Origin of the sequence: Dorea sp. AF24-7LB (assembly GCF_003478575.1) — a bacterium.
GTDB lineage: Bacteria > Bacillota > Clostridia > Lachnospirales > Lachnospiraceae > Dorea_D > Dorea_D hominis.
Genome location: NZ_QUFR01000005.1, coordinates 151,806 through 176,226, shown reverse-complemented (window position 1 = coordinate 176,226; position 24,421 = coordinate 151,806). Strand labels below are relative to the sequence as shown.

Genomic DNA, 24,421 nt, shown 5'->3' with positions numbered 1-24,421 from the left:
TATATCTTTTACTTGTTCACACATAAAATATAATCGCTTCGTGCATTTTATTTCTTTACGAAAATATAATCTTTTTATATCTTATAATTCTCTATACATAAATATAATCACTCATGACCGGCTGCAGATCATTTTTCAGCAATGCATCATAAACTTCCTTCACACTTCTGCCATCAGAAATTTCAAACTGATCATCGCCTTTGTCCTCGATGTCTTCCACATGGCTTCCGATTCCGGTGCTGACTCCTGCAGAAATCTTAGTAGCCGCAATACCCACAAGATGATCTCGCACGCGTGCGCACTCTCTTGTTGATACGGTAATGCTTGCAAATGGCATAAAGAGACGATATGCGCAAACAACCTGCAACAGCTGTGTCTCATGCACATCCATCGGGTTGATCCGGTCGTTATTGATGATCGGACGCAACCGTGGACAGGAAAATGCAATTTCTGCATGTGGATATTTTCTCTGTAATAAATATGCATGATATCCGGTTGCAAATGCATCTTTGCGGAAATCGTCCAATCCCAGAAGTGCGCCGAATCCGACACCACGCATGCCACCTTTTAAAGCACGCTCCTGTGCATTAACACGATATGGATAAATACGTTTATGTCCTGCCAAATGTAATGTTTCATATTTATCAGAATTGTATGTTTCCTGGAATACGGTCACATAATCTGCACCACATTCGTGTAAATATGCATATTCGTCTGAATTGACCGGATAGATTTCAAGTCCGATTACTTTGAAATATTTTCTTGCAATCCTACATGCATTTCCGATATATTCCACTGTGGACTTACTTCTGCTCTCCCCAGTCAGAATGAGAATTTCCTGTAATCCAGTTTCTGCAATTGCCTGCATTTCTTTCTCAATTTCTTGATCATTTAACTGCGCACGGTTAATTTTATTGTGACAGTTGAATCCACAGTAAATACAATAATTCTCGCAATAATTTGCAATATAAATCGGCGTAAACATATACACACTGTTTCCAAAATGTCTACGTGTCTCATCTTTTGCTGCCTGTGCAATTTCTTCTATAAACGGAAGTGCCGCAGGTGATAAAAGCGCCGCAAAATCTTCTGGTGTTCTGGATGTGTGTGCGATTGCACGCTTTACATCTGCCGCCGTGTATTTATCATAATCGTAAGCTTGCATAGCTTCTACAACCTGATCCAATACTTCTGAGCCGATATCTTCCATTCCCGGCAAATATGTCATATGATCGATTCTGTTTTTCTTCTGATCTTCCAGAATCTCCTCACTTAATATACTTTCATTGATATGTTGATTTTCCATCTTTTTTACCTTCTTGTATTTTTGCAATTTTTGTTAAGATTAATCCTCTAAAAATCCCGTAAGCGGAGAGGATGCGCTGGCGCCTCTTTCGATTGTTCTTCCAAGTCCGGACAGATAAGCACTGCGCCCTGCCTCGATTGCTTTCTTAAATGCTTCTGCCATGACCGGAACATCACCTGCTGTTGCGATTGCTGTATTTGCCATCACTGCCGCTGCGCCCATTTCCATTGCTTCGCATGCCTGTGATGGGCGACCGATTCCGGCATCCACGATGATCGGTAGATCCATTTCATCAATGAGAATCTGTATAAATTCTTTCGTCGCAAGTCCTTTATTGGAACCGATCGGCGCTCCAAGTGGCATAATGCATGCTGCTCCGGCATCTGCCAGCGCTCTTGCCGCATTCAGATCCGGATACATATATGGCATAACTACAAATCCTTCTTTTGCAAGAATTTCCGTTGCTTTTATTGTTTCGTAATTATCCGGCAATAAATATTTGGAGTCGCGGACAACTTCGATTTTTACAAAATCCCCGCATCCAACTTCTCTTGATAATCTTGCGATTCTGACAGCTTCTTCTGCATTTCTTGCTCCGGATGTATTCGGAAGTAATGTTACATTGTCCGGAATATAATCCAGAATATTTGCCAGTCCGCCTTCATTTGCGCGGCGAAGCGCCAGTGTAATGATCTGCGCATCTGCTTTTTCAATGCATGCTTTTACAAGATCCAGTGAAAATTTTCCTGATCCTAAAATAAATCTGGATGTAAATGTGTGTCCTCCCAAACTCCATGTGTCTTTTGTACTCATATGTTTGTCCTCTTTTCTTATTATTTTTTGATTTATATCTCTTCCTCACCAAGAAGCAAGCGTGTGATCATATTTGCTTCATGGGCAGCGCAGATTGCAACTCTTGGCGCCATCAGTCCATTTCCATAACCTGGCTCTGTCACACGGTCACCACACAGGTAAAAGTTCTTCATCAGATGTTCTGTGCGAATTGTATTACTGCTCCCATAGCCTGCCATTCCGGTTGCCGATACCAGTTTCTTTTTCGGAAAATGCTGTAGAATTCCATTTACCAGCATTGCTTTTGCTTCTGGATTATCAAACGCTTCGCATACAATTCCTGCATCTTCAAAAAGAGAAATCAGATTCTCTTCTGTCACTTTCACGCAGTCTGTCCGGATATCAAGATATGGATTAATTTTCAAAAGCAGCGATTTCAACGCATCGGTTTTATACATTCCAAGATGTTCCATAAAGTACTGCTGCCGGTTCAGATTCGTAATATCCACTACGTCAAAATCAATCAAGTGCAAATGCCCGACACCAATTCTTGCAAGTGCATACGCCACATTTGATCCAAGCCCGCCAAGTCCGGCAATTGTCACATGTCCGGCAGATAATTTTTTCTGGATCTCCGGCGAATGACGTTCTTCCAACGCCGCCTGGATCTCTTCTTTTGTTAATGTCTTTGTTGTCTGTCCTTCCATCATTTTCTCCTTTATGTCATTAACTTCCTGGCTCATCTCTTTTTGGTCCGGAACTTTTTTCCTCATCGGTTTCCTCACGCAACTGTCATAATCCCTGTGCTCATCTCTTTTTGTCCCGGACTACTCTTTCTTCCGCTTTAGCCTCCTCCGACAAATGTCACAACTTCCAGACGATCACCGTCTTTCAACATCGTATCGGAATATTCATATTTCGGAAGAATATCTCCATTTAACTCTACCGCAATCCTTTTCATCTGATATCCAGCGTTTTCCAGATAAGCAGCAACAGATATTGACTGTTTCATCTGAATCTCTTTTCCATTTACTGTAATCATTTCACTGCACCTCCTTTTAATCTTAGAAAAAAAGAGTTCACAAAGAAACGTACCCGCGGTGGTGCGCCCCTTCATGAACTCTTGTTCACTCTCAATCTTTTATACCTGTTAATAACAAAAACGGAAGATACCAAAGTATCTTCCGCTCATAACATATTCCTTGCGTTCCTACGTTGGCATTATCCAAATCAGGTATATGGGTCGAAGTTTTAAACTTCCTCTCAGCCTATCACATAAGCTCCCCAGTTCTATTTGATTGTTCTTCTCTAGTATAAATATATTTCACAGATCTGTCAAATATATTTTATATCACATCCTTATCTGGAGCATCTGAACTGAAGTTCTTCCCATCTTCTGTCTACTTCTTTCTGGAAAGCCTCTAACAGATACTCATTGCCTTTCTTGAAAAGATGTTTGAATCTTCCCTGTGGTCTTAAGAAATCTTCGATTGGGAGTTTCTTCTTCGGCTCATAGTTCAGAATCCATTTCCCTTCTACGACCTCAAATAACGGCCAGTAGCATGTCTCTACACCAAGTTCGCAAATCTCCATAATATCCGGCGTATTGTATCTCCATCCACGCGGACATGGTGCCATAATATTCAAGAAAGCAGCGCCTGGTGTATAAATCGCTTTTTCGGATTTGATATGCAGATCTTTAAAGTTCTGTACAAACGTTGTCTGTGCCACATACGGAATATCATGCGCAGCAATTACAGATGCAAGATCTTTTCTGTTCTGTGGTTTTCCGTTACTCTCGCTTCCTACCGGTGTAGTTGTTGTATCTGCATACATCGGTGTTGCAGAAGAACGTTGGATGCCGGTATTCATATAAGCACCGTTGTCATAACAGACATATACCAGATCCTGATTTCTCTCCATTGCTCCGGACAGTGACTGCAGACCAATATCATAAGTACCGCCGTCACCACCAAATGTGATAAATTTGTATGTTTCGTCTAATTTTCCTTTTCGTTTTAATGCTTTGTAGGCACCTTCCACACCACTCATGGTTGCGCCTGCATTTTCAAATGCATTATGAATGTAGCTGTCTTCCCATGCTGTGTATGGGTATGTAAATGTGGATACTTCCAGACATCCTGTTGCATTTCCGATGACTGCTTTATCACCTTCATGAAGACCGCGCAGTACATTACGAACTGCGATTGTTCCACCACATCCGGCACACATTCTGTGTCCTGGCGCCAGACGCTCTGATTTATTCATTGTCTCTTTAAAATTATAACTCATCTTCTCTACGGCCCTCCTTATTCTCTAATTCCAAGATAGCGGTAGGTTTCTCCTGCATCGCCATCTGCGATCATCTGCTTCAGGGCTTCAAATACGCCTTCCATGTCTTCTACGCGCACGTCACGTCCGCCAAGACCGTAGATGTAATTCACTGCCAGCGCATCTGCTTTTGCGCGGTATAATGCACTCATCACATCTGCACCTAACGGTCCGCCATGGTTCGTATAGCTTTCTGCACGGTCCATAATTGCAACTGCTTTCACATTTTTGAGTGTCTCCGCGATCTCATCAGCTGGAAATGGGCGGAACAGACGGATCTTCACAAGTCCGACTTTCTCTCCCTGTTCTCTTAAGCGGTCAATCGCATCTTTTGTTGTTCCTGCTGCAGAACCGATCATTACAACTGCACGCTCAGCATCTTCCATGCAGTAAGATTCAAACAGACCATATTCACGTCCGGATACTTTCGCAAATTCCTTTGCAACCTCCTCTACAACTGCCGGTACATGTTTCATGCCTTCTGCCTGCGAGCGTTTTGCTTCCATATAATAATCTGTGATCGCATATGGACCAACTGCCATCGGGCATTCCGGATTCAGAAGATAATTTTCCGGTTCATATTCTCCAACGAAATTCTTTACCTCTGCGTCATCCAGTAATTCGATATTTTCTACTGCATGACTGGTAATAAATCCATCCTGACAGATCATGATCGGCAGTCTGACATCTGCATGTTCGGAAATGCGATATGCCTGCACCATGTTGTCATATGCTTCCTGATTATTTTCTGCATAAATCTGGATCCAGCCTGCATCTCTTGCTCCCATACTGTCGGAATGGTCACAGTTGATGTTGATCGGGCCGGAAAGTGCACGGTTTACAAGAGCCAGTGCTAACGGCAGTCTATTAGATGCCGCAATATATAATTCTTCCCACATATAGGCAAGTCCGCAGGAAGAAGTCGCTGTCAAACTTCTTGCTCCTGCTGCCGAAGCTCCGATTGCAGCGCTCATGGAACTGTGCTCACTCTCTACCGGAATAAACTCTGTATCTACCTGTCCGTTTGCTGCAAAAGAAGCGAAATACTGTGGAATCTCTGTGGACGGAGTAATCGGGAATGCCGGGAACACATCTGGATTAATCTGTCTCAATGCGATTGCAACCGCTTCATTTCCTGATAAACGTTCTCTTTTTCCCATCTTATTTCACCCCTTCCATCTTAATTGCGTCAAATGGACATGCTTTTACGCAAATGCCACATCCTTTGCAGTGTCCATAATCAAAATCCAGTCTCTTCATGTCTTTTACCGGGATGCAGCTGTCCGGACAGACCGGTACACAAAGCAGACACTGTTTACATTTATCTGCGATAAATTCTGGTTTTACTTCTGACCATTCCCCTGTGTTGAACTCTTTGGAGGTTCCTGCACCGGCAACGATCATACCTTCTGTCAGCTCTTCCCATGTTGCTTTTACACCTAATTTACTGATATCTGTAGCCATTAGTGCACCTCCTTAAATGCCATCTCAAGTGCTTTCATATTGCCGTCAATAACTTCCGGCTTGCTGGCGAATTTGTGCTTGAAGGATGCTTTCATTTCTCTTAAGAAAGTCTCCTCATCCATAATCCCTGCTACTTTTACAATTGCAGCAAGAAGTGGTGTGTTCGGGAAATATTTTCCCATTGCCTCCATTGAGACTTTGTGTGCGTCAATAATATAAACTTCTCCTTCGTATCCATGAAGATGCGGAATGATCTCCTCTTTTGTGCGCTGTGTATTTACAAGAATTGCTCCATCTTTTTTCAAACCACTAGTCACATCCACGGATTCCAGTAAGGATTCATCTACTACAACTACATACTGTGGATCATAAATATTAGAATGTACACGGATCTTTGTATCGCTGATTCGGTTATATGCTGTAATCGGTGCTCCCATACGTTCCGGGCCATACTCCGGAAAACCCTGTACGTATTTGCCTGTCTGGAATGCTACATCTGCCAGCAACAATGCGGCTGTTTTTGCACCCTGACCACCACGACCGTGCCATCTGATTTCTGTATGATTACTCATCTTTCGTATTCCTTTCTTTAAAAATTAGTATTACTCTGATTATACTGTATAAATATGCGCATGTCTAGAGCGCACTCTGTTTTTACGTTTTTTATAATTCTTGAGAATTGCATCTGCATCTTGCTTTTTCTTGCAGATGTAGATACTTTTCCGGCGTAAGACACCAAGAATCAACTTGTATCTCACAAGTCCCCAGAAACATCTCACCATGAAAAGCACCCCAGAAGATCTGCTCATCGACAATTCTCCTGGGATGCTTTTTCGTGACTTTCGACTGTTATTACGGATATTTACTTTTTCTTATATTTTTACTTTTCCATTCTACAACCCTGGTATCACTATTTGATACCGTTATCTACCTGATACATATGTTTGATCAGGCGGAAAATCTGATTTGTGTACCCCCACTCATTATCATAGAAGCTGATAAGCTTGAAGAAATGTCCATTGATCTGGATTCCTTCACGTGCATCAAAGGATGATGCATGGCTGTCTCCGATAAAGTCAGAAGATACTACTTCGTCATCGATATAATCTAAAATTCCTTTCAGATATGTCTCTGAAGCTTCTTTCATTTTCTTACAAATATCTTCGTAACTGGTTTTTGTTTTTAAAGCAACATTCAGATCCACAATGGATACATCTGAAGTCGGTACACGGTAAGAAATCCCATTCATGCGATCTTTTAATGTTGGAATAACGAGTGAAATCGCTTTTGCAGCTCCTGTTGTGGATGGAATCAGGTTGCCAAATACGGCACGTCCTGTACGCCAGTCTTTAAGCGAACGGCAGTCAACTACTTTCTGCTTAGCCGTAGCAGAATGTATCGTAGACATTAATCCATACTCAATTCCGTAATTGTCTTCTAAGACTTTACACAATGGTGCAAGACAGTTTGTTGTACACGATGCATTCGAAACAACATGCATAAACGGCTGATAAAGTTCGTGGTTGATTCCCATTACAAATGTCGGTGTATCCTGGTCTTTAGCAGGTGCGGAAATGATTACTTTCTTTGCGCCACCTTTGATATGTGCCATTGCTTTCTCTGTAGTACAGTAAGCACCTGTCGCATCTATAATATATTCTGCTCCACATTCCCCCCAACGAATGTCTGCAGCATCATTTTCCGAGTATACACGAATCTTCTCACCATTGACGATGATTCCATCCTCATACTTTTCGAGCGTTCCCTGAAAACGTCCGAATATTGAATCGTAACGGATCATATAAAGAATATAATCCAGATCAGCGTTTCTTACGTTGATCCCACAAAGTTTAAACTGCTCCGGCTGATTGATGGCAATACGGAATGCGACTCTACCAATGCGTCCAAATCCGTTGATGCCAATTGTTATTGCCATAATAAATACCTCCTGTGTATGACATATTAATACTTTTGTATCTTTCCCCATTTGCAATAACAGTCCGCCACAATCTATCGCGAGTGTAACATACTTTTTCCCGGAATACTACCGAATTGACAGTAATTAATCATTTAACAGGATACGTAAATATTTAACAGGATTTCCTTTTTTCACAGATATTTCTGACTGAATATATCTCCTTCCGACAACCTCCTAATCAGGATTAAAAAGAATAGAAATGAAGTTTCCTATTATATAGAAAATGGTGCCCTGCGTATCTGCGCAAAGCACCATTTTATTCGTATTATATTCTTTATTTATAAATCATTATGCTTAAACCATTTCATACCTGTAAGCACTTAGATTCATTTTATTGAGCCGGGCTTACAACAACTTTGTATGTTGCCTTATTTCCAGCTTTTGTTCTTGCAGTAATAGTAGCTTCTCCTGCTGCGACTGCTGTAACTTTTCCAGTTGCATCTACTGTTGCAACCTTCTTGTCGGAAGAGCCGTAAACAACTTTACTGCTTACACGTGCCGGCCAGCAAGCCAGTTTATTTTCTGCTGCAGAAGCTCCTGCAACAAGCATTTTACCGGAAGCATCTTTGTTTACTTCTTCTGCTGCAAAGCTAAGCTGTGCATAGTTCTTTACAACATCTGCAGATACGTCCTGGATTGGCCATGCAGCTTTGTCTTTCTGCCAATTCAGCTGCCATAACCACCATCCGCCATCATACACGCTGATGTTCTTCACACCATTCTGATAGCAGATCAGGAATGGGATTGTAGCTCTCCATCCGGTTCCGCAATAGAATGATAATTCATTGTCTAAAGAAGAGTCAGACTCTGCAAGGATAGATTTTACTTTGTCGATTCCTACAACTTTACCGTTTTCAACATAGCTTCCATCATCTGTGTTATGTCCCCATACAGCACCTAAAGGCTCTCCTGCATAGTCGATATATCCATAACCTGTTTCTTCGCCTTCAAATTCTTTTGTAGAACGGATACTTACCAGACGGAAGTTTGCGTCATTCTGTAGTTTGTCTTTTGCATCCTCTGCTGACAGGATGTACTCTGGATGCGCCGGAACAGTTGTACCGAAGCTGTAATTATCTCCTCCGGCTTTCTGCTCGTTTACTTTTGTCTCCACATCGTATCCGGCAGCTTTCCATGCCTGCATACCGCCATCAACAACTTTTACGTCTTCAACTCCTGCATAAAGCATTGCAAACGCAACTCTTGTTACGCTGGAATCAGATGCACTTCTGCCGTATAAAACTACTTTTGTATCTTTTGTAATTCCGTTTCTCTTCAGGAACTCGCTTAACTGTTTACCGCTGCGGATATTAAAGTTATCTTCCGGTTTTACATCTTTTTCGTCATAAAGTCCGAAATCGTCTTTTCCATCTCCATATGGCCATGGATCACAGTCGTCATATTCTACTGCATCTGAGTTGATATGATATGCTCCCGGAATATGACCTGCATTATAGTTTTTATCTCCTGCTGTGTCTCCCCATGCAACTTCTGATACGAATACATTTTCATATCCTTTCTGAAGTCCGGACATTGCGCTCTTTAACCATTCCGGCGATACATATACCTGCTGTTTGGATACGGATGCAGCTGTTGTTTCTACAGAATTTGTATTCTTATTGTAGAATACTTTATTTCCGTTTGCATCAATGTATGGATTTCCTTCGTTACTCCAGCCGATCCAACCATCGCTGTAAAGAGATACATTATCATATCCTAAAACAAGAGCATCCCACATAGTCTCAGCAGCTCTCCATCCACTTCCGCAGAAGAATGACAGATGTTTGCTTACATCTATACCCTGAGATTTCCAAAGTGTTTCCAGTCCTTCTTTGCTTCTCATAGATTTATCAGCATTACGATAATAGATCATAGAGCTTGAATATCCACGTCCTGATGGGCCAAATACGGATCCCTCGATTCTACCTTTCAGATCATGGTAACTATATCCTGAACTCTTACCGTCCCATTCTTCCTGAGTACGTGTATCTACTAACTGTACGTTATCATCTTTCAGAAGTTCTTTTGCTTCTGAAATTGTATCAATATATTCCGGATGTAAAGGTTTGTCGGTTCCAAAGCTTGCTACTGCTTTTGGTTTGTTGATGCCTTTTTCCATCTCATATCCTTTGGCATTCCATCCAACCATACCTTCGCTCATTACGTGAACATCCTCGCATCCAAGATATTTAAGGATAACACCCATACGTGTTGTTGCCATCGGCTCTGAACCAACGATGATTACACTGCTATCTTTTGTAACACCTTTGTCTGCTGCAAGTTTCAGAAGTGTTGCATCATCATTCAGTCTCCACTCTGAACGGTAGGCTTCGTCTTTTTCCGGTACATATACCTTTGGAGTCTCATATTCATCTGTATTTACATGAACAGATCCCGGTACATGTGCATCTTCATATCCAGATCCTGTATCCGGGTTATTTGTCTCATCTCCCCAGGCTACATCCAGTATTACAATATTGCTTCCACCTGTTACTTTCTTAGCTTCTGAAGAAAGTGCTGTATTCTTTGTAACATGGTCGCTGACATTCTTTACAACTTCTGCCGGAACATACAGATCATAATTCTTGTATGATTCCATTGTAAATGTTCCTTTGTTGATTGCAGATTTTGCATTGTAAATGGAAAGGTCCTTGTATCCTTTTTTCTGCAGATAAGCTGCAACAGTTGCTGCATCTTTTCCGTTTGTATCATAGATTACATAGCTTTTAGCAGTCGTAACACCAATCGCTTTTAACTCCTGCTCGATATAATCTTCTCTTGTAGAATTTTCGGCAGATTGTGACGAAAATCCGGCTGTCATCCACTGTGAAGATACGTTTACAGAATTTTTGATATGTCCGCCTTTGCTGACACCATCTAATGCCCATCCCTGATAAGCATCTGTAAGTCTTGCATCAACTAATACTTTGTTGTCGCTTGCGCTCTTTGCATACTCTTTTACCTGAGTTGTTGTAGCGGTTGCGAAATCAACAACTGTCACCTTGCATGCAGTTGACAGATATTTGCCTTTGCTGTTTTTCTGAGTTGCTTTTACAGTAATTGTTGCTGTACCAGCCTTCTTAGCTGTTACTTTCCCATTGCTGCTTACAGTTGCTACTGCTTTGTTGCTGCTTGTCCATTTTACAGGGCAGTATACGCCAGCCGGTTTTACAGCTGCTTTCAGTGTGTTTGTTTTTCCGACTACTACAGTTGCTTTGACAGCACTTACCTTAACACTGCTTGGTTTTAAGTTCTTAACAGTAATCTTAACAACTTTTTTCACTTTTTTGTTCTTCTTGGATGTTACAGTAATGTTTACCTTTCCGGCTTTCTTACCTGTTACAACACCTTTGGAAGATACGGTTGCAATCTTCTTGTTGCTTGATTTGTAAGTAACTGCCTTGCTTGCATTTGCAGGCTTTACTGATTTGACCGAAATTGTAGACTTTCCTTTGATATCAACTGTTTTTGTTGTTACCTTCACGGAAAGGCTCTTCGGTGCTTTGGACGCTGCCTGTGCCGGTACGCTTGTACCGAAAACTGCTACAACTGCTAACATAGCAATCATTGCTGCCGCAGCCTTTTTCATAAAATTTTTCATGATTTACCCTCCTTTTGTAAATTTGTATCAGGGTATATAATCCCTGATAATATTTTACTGCAATAGAAACTTTCACTCCAATTGGTATTTTTGATATATAAAAGCACTTATAAATTTTTATTGATATTTATTATCAATAATCGTCATCGGATACTATAGCAACAAAATTCCCGACACACACATCCGATTATGTACATGCCGGGAAATTTTTTATTCGTTATTCTCTTCGACTATTTTGTTTTCACTTTTTTAGCAGCTGACCAGCCTGAGTAAATCTTCACACTCTTCTTGCCAACTTTGACTGTCTTATAAGTACGGACTCTTACATAGTAAGTTTTCTTAGCACTTAATTTTTTCACTGTTTTCTTAACAGTTGTGTTTTTAGAAATCGTAGATGTCTTTACAGCTTTTGCGAACTTTTTATTTGTAGAATACTGTAACTGGTATCCGCTTGTCTGCTTGCTCTGTTTCTTCCATGTTGCGCTGAAGCTCTTTCTTGCAGCTTTTACTTTTGAAAGGCTTGTTCCCTTTGGATTAATGTTAAATGTCTTTGTAAATGTTCCTTTGTAGTCTCCCTTGAAAGTAACTTTTACTGTGTATGTTCCGACATTTTTGCATCCTGCTGCATATTTTACTGTGTAATCTTTGCTTGTAATTTTCTCACCTTTATTGTTCTTTGCAACAACGGCTGGTTTCTTTACCTTTCCATCGTATACATAGCTTGTCTTAGCAAGTTTTACGGAAGCTACTTTTTTCACTTCTGGTTCCGGTTTTGGAGCTTCTGCCTTAACTAATGCTGCTTCTGCGTCTTTCACAGCCTGGATCGCATTCTGGTAATCTGCAGCTGTTACTTTTTCTGCTCCTGCTACCTTCTCAGAAATAGCCTTTGCAGCATCTACTGCTTCTTTGTAAGCATTCCAGCTTTCTTTTGTGAAGTCAACTTCATTTTTCTGCTCTGCATCAGCAAGAACTTTTTCCATCTGCATTTTTGCTGCATCTGTAATATCGTATTTTGGATTTTTCTTAACAGCAATACGAACATCGCCTGCGCTCTCAACTGAGAATCCATCAATACTTGTAATTACTGCATTCTCTCCTTCACTTACTGTAAAGTTATGTGCATTAACCAAAATTACACTGCTTACCCAATCTGTGTCATCTGCAACTGTTACATTATAAGTTGATCCACAGTCTTCTGCCGGATTGATCTTATACTCAGCTACACCTTTATTATTTGTCACAATATTTCTGACACGAGTTTTGTCATTATCTGCTGTTAATTTAAATTCTACGCCTTCTACCGGTACACCTTCAGCATCTACTGCTTTCACACGGTATACATCTTCTGCTGAGAAAGCGGAATTGTTTGTATATTCTTCATCCTGTGATGCCGGAATAACAGTTACACTCACACCTTTCCGGTTTGTATAAGTACCTTTTTTGCTTGTTGGTGTGATCTGATATTCTTCTTCCTTCTCTGTTGTATTTTCAGGAAGTGTTACTTTGATGATTGGATTTTCCTTAGAAATCTGAGTTGGTACATTTGTCTGTACTTCATCCCACATCGGATAACCCTCTGGAGTAATCGTTTTCTTACGCACACGATAGTAAATTGTTCCCTCGTCTGCTCCGTAATTGTCTAATACAAGTCGAAGTTCTACCGTTCCACCTTTGCTTGTCAGCTTATCCCTTGATACACCAATATTTGCTGAATTCCATGATGGAACTTTTTTTAATGCTTCCATTGCAGCTTCAATGTTCTTCTGTGCAGCTTTGATTTCTTCTACAGAAGCATTGTCAGTTAATTTTTCTGCTGCATCTACTGCAGACATAACTTTTGCTTTGCTTTCAGCTGTGTAAAGGCTATAATCAAATTTCTTTGCTTCTGCAATTTTGGCTTCCAGCGCTTTTCTTTCCGGAGACATTTCTACCAGGCCATTTTTCGCTGTCTCTAAGTTTGCCTTCGCATCTTTGATATTAGCTTCTGTAGCATACTTATCTTCATACACCATTTTTGCATTCGCAAGCGCCTGCTGAAGAGCTGCCCAGCTTTTTGATGTATAATTGTCTTTGTTTAATTTTTCTACTTCATCGATTACAGCCTTTAATGCCACTTTTTGTGCATCATCAGTCGCTGCCTTCTTAACTACAAACTTAATTTCGCCAGCCTGATCAATTGTGCTTCCATTAATCTTGGAAATAATAGGACTCCATGATTGATCATGACCAACTTCAAATGTGCATTTGTTCTCACTTGTCCATCCGCTGTCTTCCGAAACTCTGATCGTGTAAATACATGTTATGTCATTATCTTCTATTTCATACTCTGCCACACCATTTGCATTTGATGTAAATTCCGGCTCATTTCCAAAAGACTCATCTTTTCCGACTAATTTTACACCTTCTACCGGAGCTCCATTTTCATCTACTACTTTTGCACGGAATGTAGTTTCATCAGATAAAACTTTCTCTTCCTCTGATCCTGCGTTGGCTGCTGCAACAGTGAAAGATGCTCTCTTGGCACCTTGTTCCATTCCACCCCAAGAATTCTCGAACTGTCCACTTGTCAGATTTACGATCAGTTTATATTTCACTTCTGTTGTCTCTTTGTTTGCCGGAATATTTACTTTCAGTTTGTTCCCGACAACCTGTCCTTCAACATTCTCATATCCTTTTACTATTTCCCAATTATAATCACCAATATCTTTCTTTAACTGGTAATAAATCGGACTGTCTGTTGTTGAAAAGTCGTCAAACTTAATTGTTGCGACAAGTTCTCCTCCTTCACTCGGGAGCTCTTTTGAATCAAGAGCATAGCTGTAGATTCCATATCCTGCAGCTTTTGCTACACTCACCTGTCCACCCAATAATCCGAAGACCATTGCTAAAGACAGGAGCCAGGCAAAAATTCTTTTCATTTTCCCCATTACTTTTTTCTCCTTTTCTTTTTCCATTTGCTAATTACATTACGATTACTATTATACGTTGTTTTTCGCATTCTCTCCAATCGGTATTGTCAATAAATCAGTCCATTTATTCATAGTGTCTATACAGGAAGAAGACTTTCTCATGCCTTTTATAGCAAGTGAACACCTTCTCTTCGTTCTCTACTATTTCGTCTTCACTGCCTTAACTTTTGACCATCCAGAATACAGCTTCACTGTCTTCTTTCCAACCTTGACATTTTTGTATGTGCGAACTCTTACATAGTAAGTTTTCTTAGCGCTTAATTTCTTCACTGTTTTCTTAACAGTTGTATTTTTAGAAATCGTAGATGTCTTTACAGATTTTGCGAACTTTTTATTTGTAGAATACTGTAACTGGTATCCGCTTGTCTGCTTGCTCTGTTTCTTCCATGTTGCGCTGAAGCTCTTTCTTGCAGCTTTTACTTTTGAAAGGCTTGTTCCCTTTGGATTAATGTTAAATGTCTTTGTAAATGTTCCTTTGTAGTCTCCCTTGAAAGTAACTTTTACTGTGTATGTTCCGACATTTTTGCATCCTGCTGCATATTTTACTGTGTAATCTTTGCTTGTAATTTTCTCACCTTTATTGTTCTTTGCAACAACGGCTGGTTTCTTTACCTTTCCATCGTATACATAGCTTGTCTTAGCAAGTTTTACGGAAGCTACTTTTACTTCCGGTTTTTCTGGATTTGATGGTTTCTCCGGTTCAGTTTTTACCAATGCTGCTTCTGCATCTTTCACTGCCTGAATCGCATTCTGGATCTCTGCATTTGTTGCACTATTATCTTCTGCAATTTTCTTTGCAGCTTCTACTGCATTCTTATAAACTTCCCATGACTCTGCTGTATAATCAGATTCATTTTTCTTTCCGGCTTCTGTGAAGATTTCTACCATTGCGTTTTTCGATTCCTCTGTCACTACTGTTCCTGCAATCTTGACACCATTCTCGCCTTTTGCCATATAATATCCATCTTCTGAATTTGGAATAGTCTCTACTCCGATTTCCCAGTATGCGGCTTTCGGAAGGTGTAAAACAGACGGAAATTCTGCCTCAAATGTACGAAGAGTTTCTGTACCTTTTGCTTCCGCTTCTTTTTCTTCTACCTGTCCTAATAAGACTCCTTTTGGTGAATAACAGTGTACTACATAATAAAACTTTGCAGGAAGACTTGTTCCTTTCACAGTAATTGTAGCTGTCCCACCCTCGCGACTCACTTCTGCACCTGCGCCAGATACCTCTGAAATACTTAGTTCGTTCTTTTTTACAACAAGCTTTACTTCTTCGCCATCGTATTCCTGTCCATTTACTTTAGCGATGTAATTCTCATTCTGGTCTGCGTCTCTTTCAAAATAAATATTTTCAATCGGTGTAACGATTTCATAATCTTCGCCTTCTGCAAGTGCTATCGCAAATGGCATACCGATTCCTTCTCGCTGCGAAAGTGTATAGCTTGCTGTCCCGGCTGCATCTGTCGGTTGTGCAAATGAATTCCGGCAGCAATGTGGAGAGAAGATCTCTAAGTGTACGCCCTCTACCGGAAGCCCCTTTTCATCTACTACTTTTACGTTCAATGTCTTTGGATGCTCTACTGGTTCTACTGGTTTTTCACTTTCTATCACCTTTAGTGCCAGATCAATAGTCTCCCCTGCATATGCTTTTCCATTTACAGATACAATGCAAGGATATCCCCAGCTTTCACCAGAATTTTGTACATCCATTTTTATGGAATCATTTGCAAGTGTATATCCGCTTCCTGATGCGGGTTTTACTTCATAGATTCCGAATCCTGTTCCGTCACCGTCCGCAGCATCCATGTTTGCCATAACAAGATCAGTAAAATCATTTTCATCCAAGTATGCTTCACCACTATCATCTGTTGTGACAAAATCATAAGTTTCTCCGTCTTTTTCAAAGACAAGCTCCACGCCACTTAAAGCTTTCCCTGATTCATCCACTGCGCGAACTGTAAGTTCTGTCGCATGACTTGCCGCCTTTGCCGTCAAAGGTGCTGCTCCTGCAAATGTTCCAAGTACCATCGCTACTGAGAGCACACCTGCAAGAAGTTTTGCTTTTAATTGTTTCATAATCTTCCTCCTCTGGATTTTATTTTATCTTGATTTTAATGGTCTTCTTAATACCACTTCCATCCGTTGCCTTTGCGGTTATTTTTACTGTCTTTCCTTTTCCCGCTTTTTTCGCTGTTACTTTACCCTTTGCAGTAACTGTTACATACTTGCTGTTTGAACTGCTCCATGCAAGCTTTTTATTCGCATCTTTTCCAGTTGTCTGCACCGTTGCTTTGACTGTTGTTGCTTTTCCGTTCTTCAATGTACCGGAAGCTTTCAATGTGATTTTCTTTACAGCATGTTTGCGTATGCGGATTGTATAGCTATCTGCTTTCTTGCTTCCGTCAACTGCTGTTGCTTTTATTGTGACTTTCTTTCCGGCTCCTGCTTTATTTACTGTTACTTTTCCAGTGGAAGTTACTGTTGCATATTTTTTATTGGAAGTTGTCCATTTCACTTTTTTATTTGTCGCTTTCACCGGAGAAATTTTCGCCTTTAACTGAATTTTCTTTCCTGCAGCGATTTCCTTTGATCCTCCTGTCACTTTCACTTTGCTGACTTTTGTTACCAACGGAACAGATTTCTTTTCATACTCGATCACTACATGATGGATTCCAAGACTATGCATCGTGAAACATGCTTTTCCGTCTTCATTTGTAAAAGGAATTTCCTGCAACTGCTTGTTCTCATCAATGTAGTAAACCTTCTTCACCGCCTTACCTTGCGGAACTTTTCTTGTAACAGTAAAGTCTCCGGCTGCAAGCTTTGCTCTCTCCCAGCGATGTGGATTTACGACACTGATGTCCAGGACTTCATAGTCTTTATTCGGAAGTTCACTCACAAGATCTTTGCTTAAAGATTTCTCATATAAAAGCATATCCTTGAAATTGATTCCTGTCACACTCGTATCACCTGATTTGCTTACAAGTATTGTATCCGAATGATGTGTCTCGTTCTTATCTACCAGTCGAAGCTCATCTACTTTTGCACAGCTGGAATGGTTGTATGCATATCTTCCAGCGCCGTACTCGGATTTATCTTTCGCAACAAGTGGGAACGAATCTATATCCCATTGCTCACTTTCAACTATAACCATGTAGTTTTGATCTTCCAGAAGTTCCGTCTGCAATCTGCCATTTTCTCCGGTAGTGCATTCTAATGTCTCGAGTGGACTTACCAGCTTTATATTTACATTTTTCAAGAGACCTGTTCCTTCTTTATAATAAACCGGCAAGCTGACTCCGACACGCATGTCGTTTTCCAGCTTATCGTATACTTTATTCGGGTCTCTTTTATACATTCTAAGCTCATCTACTTCCGGATAATCGTATACCGTCTGATTGTCTGATCCTTGACTTATTTTTTTGATATTATAAATCTTTCCTTCTTTTACCCAGATATAAAGAATCGGTGTACGGTATTCTTCATCCTGCGCATAGATCATATAATTATTGTTATTGACGAGACTTAAGTCCGGAAGTTTTCCATTTTCTACTGTTACTTCGCCTTCCGTCTCCTGTTTAGTCGTGTTATAGATTACAAATTTGACTGGTTTCGTCATAGGTCGCGTGACAATTGGATTTGCGGAAGCGATCACAACTTCATTGACATTGATTCCTTTAATCGTAACCCGTTCGGTCGCGTAAATATCCTTGTATTGATATCCCGGTACTCCATTGTATCTTTTTTGTTCCAGATCTTTTGTTGTCTGCACAACTTTCTTCTGTTCTATACTTGTCTGTGCGCTCGCAGCGCTTACATCGCACATCCTCCCCGGTGCAACGCCTGCGACCAGGTTCCCCGCAACAGCCGCACAAAGTAAGCCTGTAAGTATCTTTTTTCCTTTCATATTCCCTCCATTTTTCTTGTAATTCTTCGTTAAATCATTACTTTTCTTTACTTTTATTGTAATATATTCTCCGCACTCCTTCCAATCGATTACATTGATAAACGAGCCTTTTTATAGATATCATCTATTGTATATTATTGCTATATAACAAATGAGCAGGTCCCTTATTGTAAGGGTTTCCTGCTCATAAAATGGATTTAATTATTTTACTGTTGTCTTCTTAACTGTAGACCATCCGGAATATAATTTCATTGTCTTTCCGTTTACTTTCACATTCTTGTATGTACGAACGCGAACGTAGTATGTCTTCTTCGCAGTTAACTTCGTTACTGTCTTTGAAACAGTCTTATTGTTAGAGATTGTCGAAGTCTTCACGCTGCTCTTGAAACTCTTGTTTCTTGCATACTGCAACTGATATCCAGATACTTGTGTTTTCTGTCTTGCCTACGTTGCTTTGAAACTCTTCTTGGCTGCCTTTAATGACTTCACCTGTGTTCCTTGCGCCATATTCGCCTTTCACATAATATACTTTTATTTCCGTTACTTTTGACTGTTCTTCCACAAGACGAATTCTTACTTTTTCATACTTTTTCGATTCAAGCATATCTATTGTATAGTAATTATTAGGTCTGCCCTGTGTCGTATATTCTGCAATCCCAGTGCTTGTTTTTTGATTTTCTTTTTCATCACGCATTTCCTCCAATGTAATGATTTATTCCGCAACGTTTATCCACAATATAACATTAACTCTCCGGTTCTTCAATTTGTAAAAGAAGCAGCCGCCTCAGAATTTTTCCGGAAACGGCTGCCTCTCTTATTTAAGCAAAATATTTCTTTATTTTACCTTTACGCTTTTTACTTTTGACCATGTAGAATAATATGTAGTCTTGCCTACTTTCTTGTATGTGCAGATTCTTACATAGTATTTCTTATTCTTTTTCAATTTCTTGATGGTCTTGCTTGTGTATTTGTTCTTTGTTATCGTTGATGCCTTCACAGACTTCTTGAACTTCTTGTCCGTTGTGTACTGGATCTTGTAACCGGTTGTCTGCTTATTCTGCTTCTTCCATGTTACTTTGATCTGTTTCTTACCGGAGTTCTTCACTGATTTCAGACTTGTTCCTTTCGGCAGAATCTTGAATGTCTTTGTAACTGTACCCTTATAATTGCCTGAAAATGTTATTTTCACAGTATACTGTCCGACATTTTTGCATCCACTTGAAAATTGCGTTTTATAATCGGAAGATGCAATTGCCTTTCCGGCTTTATTTTTCACGGTCAGTTTTGGCTGCTGTTTCTTTCCATTATAAGTAAATGTTGTCTTTGAAAGCTTTACCTGCGTTGCGGATACTGTTTCTTTATCCACATCCGGTTTGCCATCTGTTTTTGGCCATACAGACACTTGTTTTTCAAAATCAACAGACGCCGGTTTTCCATCAATTGTCTTAAAATACCAGCTTCGATCCTGCTGTGCGGTTGTCACACGGATTGGCTCCATTTCCAGCGTCTCCTGCACACATGCACGTACTTCCCAGGTGGTATCTGTGCTCCATCCCGGAGAAACTTCAATATAAGCAACACCGGTGTCAGCGTCTGTGTATTCGTTCCATGCATGACTTGGATTGTTGATATCGCGAATCTGGAACTTGAATGCACGACCAATGTGTTTTCCTTTTTTATCACGGATTGTCAATTTCAACGTTGTCAGCTTGTCTGTTTTTTTCAGTCCCTGCAAAGCCTCTTCTAATTCTTTCGCTGTCTGCTGCATCTGGGCAACAGTTCCGGAACTGGTATTTAACATATTTTCTGCTTTTTTAAGAAGGCTTTCATACGGAGTCCATGTTTCTTCTGTATAACGATATCCCTCTTTTGCATTTACTTTTTCATTTGCTTTTGTAAATGCTGTTTCTAATGTCTGTCTTGCTTCTTCTTCGCCCTCTTCACTCAAAATAAATTGAAGTTTCTCTTTTCCGGTTGCCTTTACACCATTTACCGTTTGGGTAACACGAGTTGGTCCGCCTTCAGCACCATAAGTAACCGTATAACTGATTTCTTCCGGTGTTGTTTTCTGTCCGTCTGCCGGTTTGATTGTAATCTTATCATAGATAGCATCAAAATCTTTATGCTTAATAATTAACATTCCATTTTCGTCACTTACAAGCTCATCCTTCGCCACCTCATCCGGTTCATCCGGAAATTCTCTTATTTTCTCTTTTACGAATTTTACACCTTCCAGCGGGATTCCGTTTTTATTTATTACCTTGATTTCAAGGCGGTCCCAGATTGGTGTCTGTTCTGCCGTATTTTCAAACTCCGGATAAGCATCCGGTGTTTCGCCTTTTTCTACCTTCTCTTTATTGCTCTTAATTGCATCAATTTTACCTGCTTTTATATAAGACTTCTGCTCATCCGTTAATTTGTCATAAGCATCCAAGGCTTTTTGTACAAGTTTCAGATCACCGGATGTCATATTGCTGATGCTGAACTCGTCAATATATTTGTTAACTGCGATAGCCGCAAACAAATCATCCTTTTTCGTATTGTCCGGAAGATAAGTCTGTTCTTTATCTAACGATGTCAATTCAGCAAGCGGTTTAATATCTGTAATGCCAGAATCTCCGGTAAGGCTTAAACGCTGAAGAGATTTTACTTTCTCAAGTGGCGAAATATCCGTTAATTCTTTAATATCTGACAAATCAAGGGATGTAAGACTCTTTAAGCCACTCATATCCGGAAGTTCCTTAATCGGATTGTATGACAGATCCAGCGTCCGCAAGTTGGAAAGTTCCTTAATTGGCGTGACATCTGACACCTGGTTCCGGATCAGGCTCAACTGCGTCAGTTTTTTCATGTCCGCTACCGCTGAAATATCTTTGATCTGATTTTCATTTAGCCATAAGCTGTACAAATTCGTCAGATTCTTAATTGCAGAAATGTCTGTAAGTCCATCTCCTTTTAAGAAAAGCTGTTCCAGCTGCGTCAGACCGGAAATCGGTGACAGATCCTTGATCTTCATTCCTTCCTTGTATGCTGTATAACCAATATCAATCTGTTTTGCTGATTTCGCATATTGCAATCCTTCCAGACTCTCCACATACCATGGCATCTTCCAGTCCACAAAGTTTTCCGGATGAGAGCTCTGCTCGTAAGAAATATATTTTACATAGGAAGAGCCTACATCTTCTTTCGTTAATTTCAGTTTTTGTCCGGTTGCATTCATCGCAGCACGGATCGCCCAGTGAAGTGCCGGATCCTGGATCACATCATCTTTCTCCGGATAGAATACATCTACTTCTTCCAAGCCGCCACAGTTTGAGCCTGCCGCCCGGACATTTCCTGTCCATATCATTGTCGCTATCATTATCCCTGAAATAATCACTGACAGTTTCTTTTTTATCCACATCTTGTGCATAACCTTCCTCCTTTTTGATTGGGGACGGGGATTTTCTAGAAAATCCCCGTCCCAATTAGAAATGACCTGTCCCTTTTGTCTATTTAACTTTTATTTTTTTCATTACAGACCATCCGGAATACATTTTTTCCACATTTTTACCAATCTTTACTTTTTTATATGTACGCACTCTTACATAATATGTCTTCTTAGCCGACAGTTTCTTAACTACTTTCTTCACAGTTGTACTTTTAGATACAGTTGTTGTTTTTACGGATTTTGTAAATTTCTTATCTTTTGCATACTGTACCTGATATCCGCTTGTCTCTTCCGTTTGCTTTTTCCATGTTGCTGTGAAGCTCTTCTTACCGGCTTTTATAGATTTAAGGCTTGTTCCCTTCGGCAGAATTTTAAATGTCTTTGTATAAGTTCCTTTGTAATCGCCTTTAAATGCTATTTTTACAGTGTACTTTCCGACTTTCTTGCAATCTGAAGCATATTTTACAGTATAAGATGTTTTTGCAATTTTCTTACCATTGCTGTCTTTTGCAATAACTTCTGGTTTCTGTGTCTTTCCATTGTATGTATAGCTCGTTTTTGTGAGCGCTACAGAACCGACTTTCTTCTCTACCGTTGGTTCCGGACTTGGTGTCGGCTCTGGACTTGGTGTCGGCTCCGGACTTGGTGTCGGTTCCGGACTCGGTGTCGGTTCCGGACTTGGTGTCGGTTCCGGGCTTGGTGTCGGCTCTACTACCGCTCCCTTCTCGTATTCCATAACTACCGGATACATTCCCAGACTATGCATTGTGAAATAAATCTGGTCTCCTTCTTTTGTAAATGGAAGTTCCACAAGTTTCTTCTCTCCGTCCAGATAATAAAGATTCTTCACCGTTTTCCCAGATGGTACTTTTTCTGTAACCTGATATTCTCCTGCTGCCAGTTTTGCTCTTTCCCAGCGGTGTGGATTCACAACACTGATATCCACTACATCATAATCTTCACCCGAAAGACCCGGCACCGAGTCTTTGCTTAATGTTTTATCATAGAGAAGCATATCTTTGAAATTCAGTCCTGCCACAACCGTATTACCGGATTTACTCATCAATACCGTATCTTCCTGATGTGTCTCGCCTTTGTTCACCAGTCGGAGTTCATCCACTTTGGCACAGCTGGAATGATTATATGCGTATCTCGCCCCTCCATACTCCGACTTATCCTTGGCAACCAGCGGGAAAGAATCGATATCCCAATTATCATTTTCCACTTCTATCATATAATTCTGATCTTCTAATAATTGAGTAAATATTCGTCCGCTTTCACCAGTATTACATTCAAGTGTCTCCGCCGGACTTATCAATTTGATTTTTACATTCCGAAGCATTCCTGTATTATTTTTATAATACACCGGTAAATTAACGGAAACTCTTCTGTCATTTTCCGGGTTTGGTTCTTCTTTATCACGCTTATACATCTGAATGGTATCTACTTCCGGATAATCAAAATCATATTTTCTGTTTCCGTTCACCTCTGTCCAGCTGATTTTCTTGATATTATATAATTTTCCGTCCTTTACCCAGACATACAGACACGGCATACGGTATTCTGTATCTTCTGCGTAAATCATATAGTTGTTATTGTTGATCAAACTCAAATCCGGCAGCTTTCCGTTTTCTGATACAACGGTCTGATCTACTTCCTGCTTTGTCGTATTGTAAATAACAAATTTAATGGATTTTTTTATTGGTACTGTGTAAATCGGATTCATAGTAGCATTGACAACCTCGTCTACTGCAAGGGCTTTAATCGTCACTCGCGCTGTTGTGTACAAATCTTTATACTGATATGCCGGTACATCATTGTACTTCTTCTTTTCCAATGCTTCCGTAGTACGTTTTATATCGCCCGACTTCACGCTTCCCGATTGCGTTGTCATCTGTGTTTCTGCTGCCTCTGTTGTCAACGGTGTCCCCGGTATAATTCCGACCGCCATATTACCGACAACTGCTGCACATAACAACTTTGTCAGTAGCTTTTTCCTTTTCATCTTTTCCTCCCTTGTTTCTTGAAAATATCTGATTTTACTGTCCTTTTTCTATCTATTTATTATAATATATCCTGCATTCCCCTTCCAATTGATTGTACTTATATATGTTGTTATTTATTGTTTTTTTCTATATCTATTACCTCCAAAATCCACACCTGTTTCTTAATGTTTTCCATATCTATTATCTCCAAAATCCACGCCTGTTTCTTGATGTTTTTTATATTTACCATATTAAAAATCCCCAGCCTTTTTTGCTTTCTCTCCAGCACATTAAAAACATGTAACTATCGATTTCTCCATATAGCAATAAAACAGTTTTTGTCCTATAATGCTAAATTTTATTCGCTGATTAGCGGCTGTGAAATGTCATCATACAAGCATGCCACCGTTTTCTCTTTTCCTGACAGCAAGTATCCTTTTGCACGAAGAATATTTCCGTAGCGTCCGCGAATCGTGTCTTCCGGAAATCCAATTAATTTTTACACTGAATCTATTGAAACATTTGTTTCTAACAACCGCAGCCATCCTTCTTTTAAAAGTGAAGAATAATGTTCTACGATGATCGTACCAGCTTCCCGTATCTGATTTTCATATAATTCTGTACTCATCCCGTCGCATACACAATAAAAGGGCAT

At 40.2% G+C, this 24,421-nt stretch carries 19 protein-coding genes and 1 riboswitch; all 19 genes read right to left on the bottom strand.

Annotated elements, in window-relative coordinates; all coding sequences use genetic code 11:
- Positions 1-91: 91 nt before the first annotated feature.
- The 19 genes from thiH to DWY31_RS14265 all read right to left on the bottom strand — a co-directional run bounded on the left by thiH (position 92) and on the right by DWY31_RS14265 (position 24,394).
- Positions 92-1,306 (bottom strand): 2-iminoacetate synthase ThiH, encoded by a 1,215-nt coding sequence (gene thiH / locus DWY31_RS07285; protein ID WP_021859594.1) that lies wholly within the window; start codon positions 1,304-1,306, stop codon positions 92-94.
- Positions 1,307-1,345: 39 nt separating this feature from the next.
- Positions 1,346-2,119: a thiazole synthase gene (locus DWY31_RS07280; RefSeq protein WP_021859595.1), complete on the bottom strand. Its 774-nt coding sequence runs from the start codon at positions 2,117-2,119 to the stop codon at positions 1,346-1,348.
- Positions 2,120-2,151: 32 nt separating this feature from the next.
- Complete coding sequence (thiF, locus tag DWY31_RS07275; protein ID WP_408640167.1) at positions 2,152-2,808, bottom strand: sulfur carrier protein ThiS adenylyltransferase ThiF; 657 nt, start codon at positions 2,806-2,808, stop codon at positions 2,152-2,154.
- Between the two features lie 134 nt (positions 2,809-2,942).
- Entirely contained in the window at positions 2,943-3,140 is a 198-nt protein-coding gene (thiS, locus tag DWY31_RS07270; protein ID WP_021859597.1) for a sulfur carrier protein ThiS, read from the bottom strand.
- A 147-nt stretch (positions 3,141-3,287) separates the two neighbouring features.
- Positions 3,288-3,395: riboswitch (TPP riboswitch) on the bottom strand.
- A gap of 62 nt (positions 3,396-3,457) precedes the next feature.
- Entirely contained in the window at positions 3,458-4,390 is a 933-nt protein-coding gene (locus DWY31_RS07265) for a thiamine pyrophosphate-dependent enzyme (protein WP_118519920.1), read from the bottom strand.
- Positions 4,391-4,407: 17 nt separating this feature from the next.
- Positions 4,408-5,589, bottom strand: coding sequence for a pyruvate ferredoxin oxidoreductase (gene porA, locus DWY31_RS07260; RefSeq protein ID WP_118519919.1), 1,182 nt, complete (start codon positions 5,587-5,589; stop codon positions 4,408-4,410).
- 1 nt (position 5,590) lies between these two features.
- Positions 5,591-5,893: a 4Fe-4S binding protein gene (locus DWY31_RS07255; protein ID WP_021859600.1), complete on the bottom strand. Its 303-nt coding sequence runs from the start codon at positions 5,891-5,893 to the stop codon at positions 5,591-5,593.
- Entirely contained in the window at positions 5,893-6,465 is a 573-nt protein-coding gene (locus DWY31_RS07250) for a 2-oxoacid:acceptor oxidoreductase family protein (protein WP_021859601.1), read from the bottom strand. The genes DWY31_RS07255 and DWY31_RS07250 overlap by 1 nt, the downstream gene beginning before the upstream one ends.
- Before the next feature lie 39 nt (positions 6,466-6,504).
- Positions 6,505-6,702: a hypothetical protein gene (locus DWY31_RS07245; protein WP_118519918.1), complete on the bottom strand. Its 198-nt coding sequence runs from the start codon at positions 6,700-6,702 to the stop codon at positions 6,505-6,507.
- Positions 6,703-6,803: 101 nt separating this feature from the next.
- Positions 6,804-7,829 carry a type I glyceraldehyde-3-phosphate dehydrogenase gene (gap, locus tag DWY31_RS07240; RefSeq protein WP_118519917.1) on the bottom strand — a complete coding sequence of 342 codons (1,026 nt, stop codon included), beginning with the start codon at positions 7,827-7,829 and terminating at the stop codon, positions 6,804-6,806.
- Positions 7,830-8,202: 373 nt separating this feature from the next.
- The gene (locus DWY31_RS07235) at positions 8,203-11,472 is read right to left on the bottom strand and encodes a rhodanese-like domain-containing protein (protein ID WP_118519916.1); all 3,270 of its coding nucleotides are present in this window, start codon (positions 11,470-11,472) and stop codon (positions 8,203-8,205) included.
- A gap of 230 nt (positions 11,473-11,702) precedes the next feature.
- A complete protein-coding gene (locus DWY31_RS07230; RefSeq protein WP_158575495.1) occupies positions 11,703-14,399 on the bottom strand; it encodes a fibronectin type III domain-containing protein in 2,697 nt (898 codons plus the stop codon).
- A gap of 183 nt (positions 14,400-14,582) precedes the next feature.
- Positions 14,583-16,520, bottom strand: coding sequence for an FIVAR domain-containing protein (locus DWY31_RS07225; protein ID WP_118519914.1), 1,938 nt, complete (start codon positions 16,518-16,520; stop codon positions 14,583-14,585).
- Positions 16,521-16,539: 19 nt separating this feature from the next.
- Complete coding sequence (locus DWY31_RS07220) at positions 16,540-18,351, bottom strand: Ig-like domain-containing protein (RefSeq protein ID WP_021860893.1); 1,812 nt, start codon at positions 18,349-18,351, stop codon at positions 16,540-16,542.
- A gap of 201 nt (positions 18,352-18,552) precedes the next feature.
- A complete protein-coding gene (locus tag DWY31_RS07215; RefSeq protein WP_243060478.1) occupies positions 18,553-18,726 on the bottom strand; it encodes a hypothetical protein in 174 nt (57 codons plus the stop codon).
- Positions 18,704-19,045 (bottom strand): hypothetical protein, encoded by a 342-nt coding sequence (locus DWY31_RS07210; RefSeq protein WP_118519912.1) that lies wholly within the window; start codon positions 19,043-19,045, stop codon positions 18,704-18,706. The genes DWY31_RS07215 and DWY31_RS07210 overlap by 23 nt, the downstream gene beginning before the upstream one ends.
- 141 nt (positions 19,046-19,186) lie before the next feature.
- Entirely contained in the window at positions 19,187-21,763 is a 2,577-nt protein-coding gene (locus tag DWY31_RS07205) for a leucine-rich repeat domain-containing protein (RefSeq protein WP_118519911.1), read from the bottom strand.
- Between the two features lie 79 nt (positions 21,764-21,842).
- Positions 21,843-23,786: a fibronectin type III domain-containing protein gene (locus DWY31_RS07200; protein WP_118519910.1), complete on the bottom strand. Its 1,944-nt coding sequence runs from the start codon at positions 23,784-23,786 to the stop codon at positions 21,843-21,845.
- Positions 23,787-24,265: 479 nt separating this feature from the next.
- A complete protein-coding gene (locus DWY31_RS14265; protein WP_264291374.1) occupies positions 24,266-24,394 on the bottom strand; it encodes a hypothetical protein in 129 nt (42 codons plus the stop codon).
- Positions 24,395-24,421 lie beyond the last annotated feature (27 nt).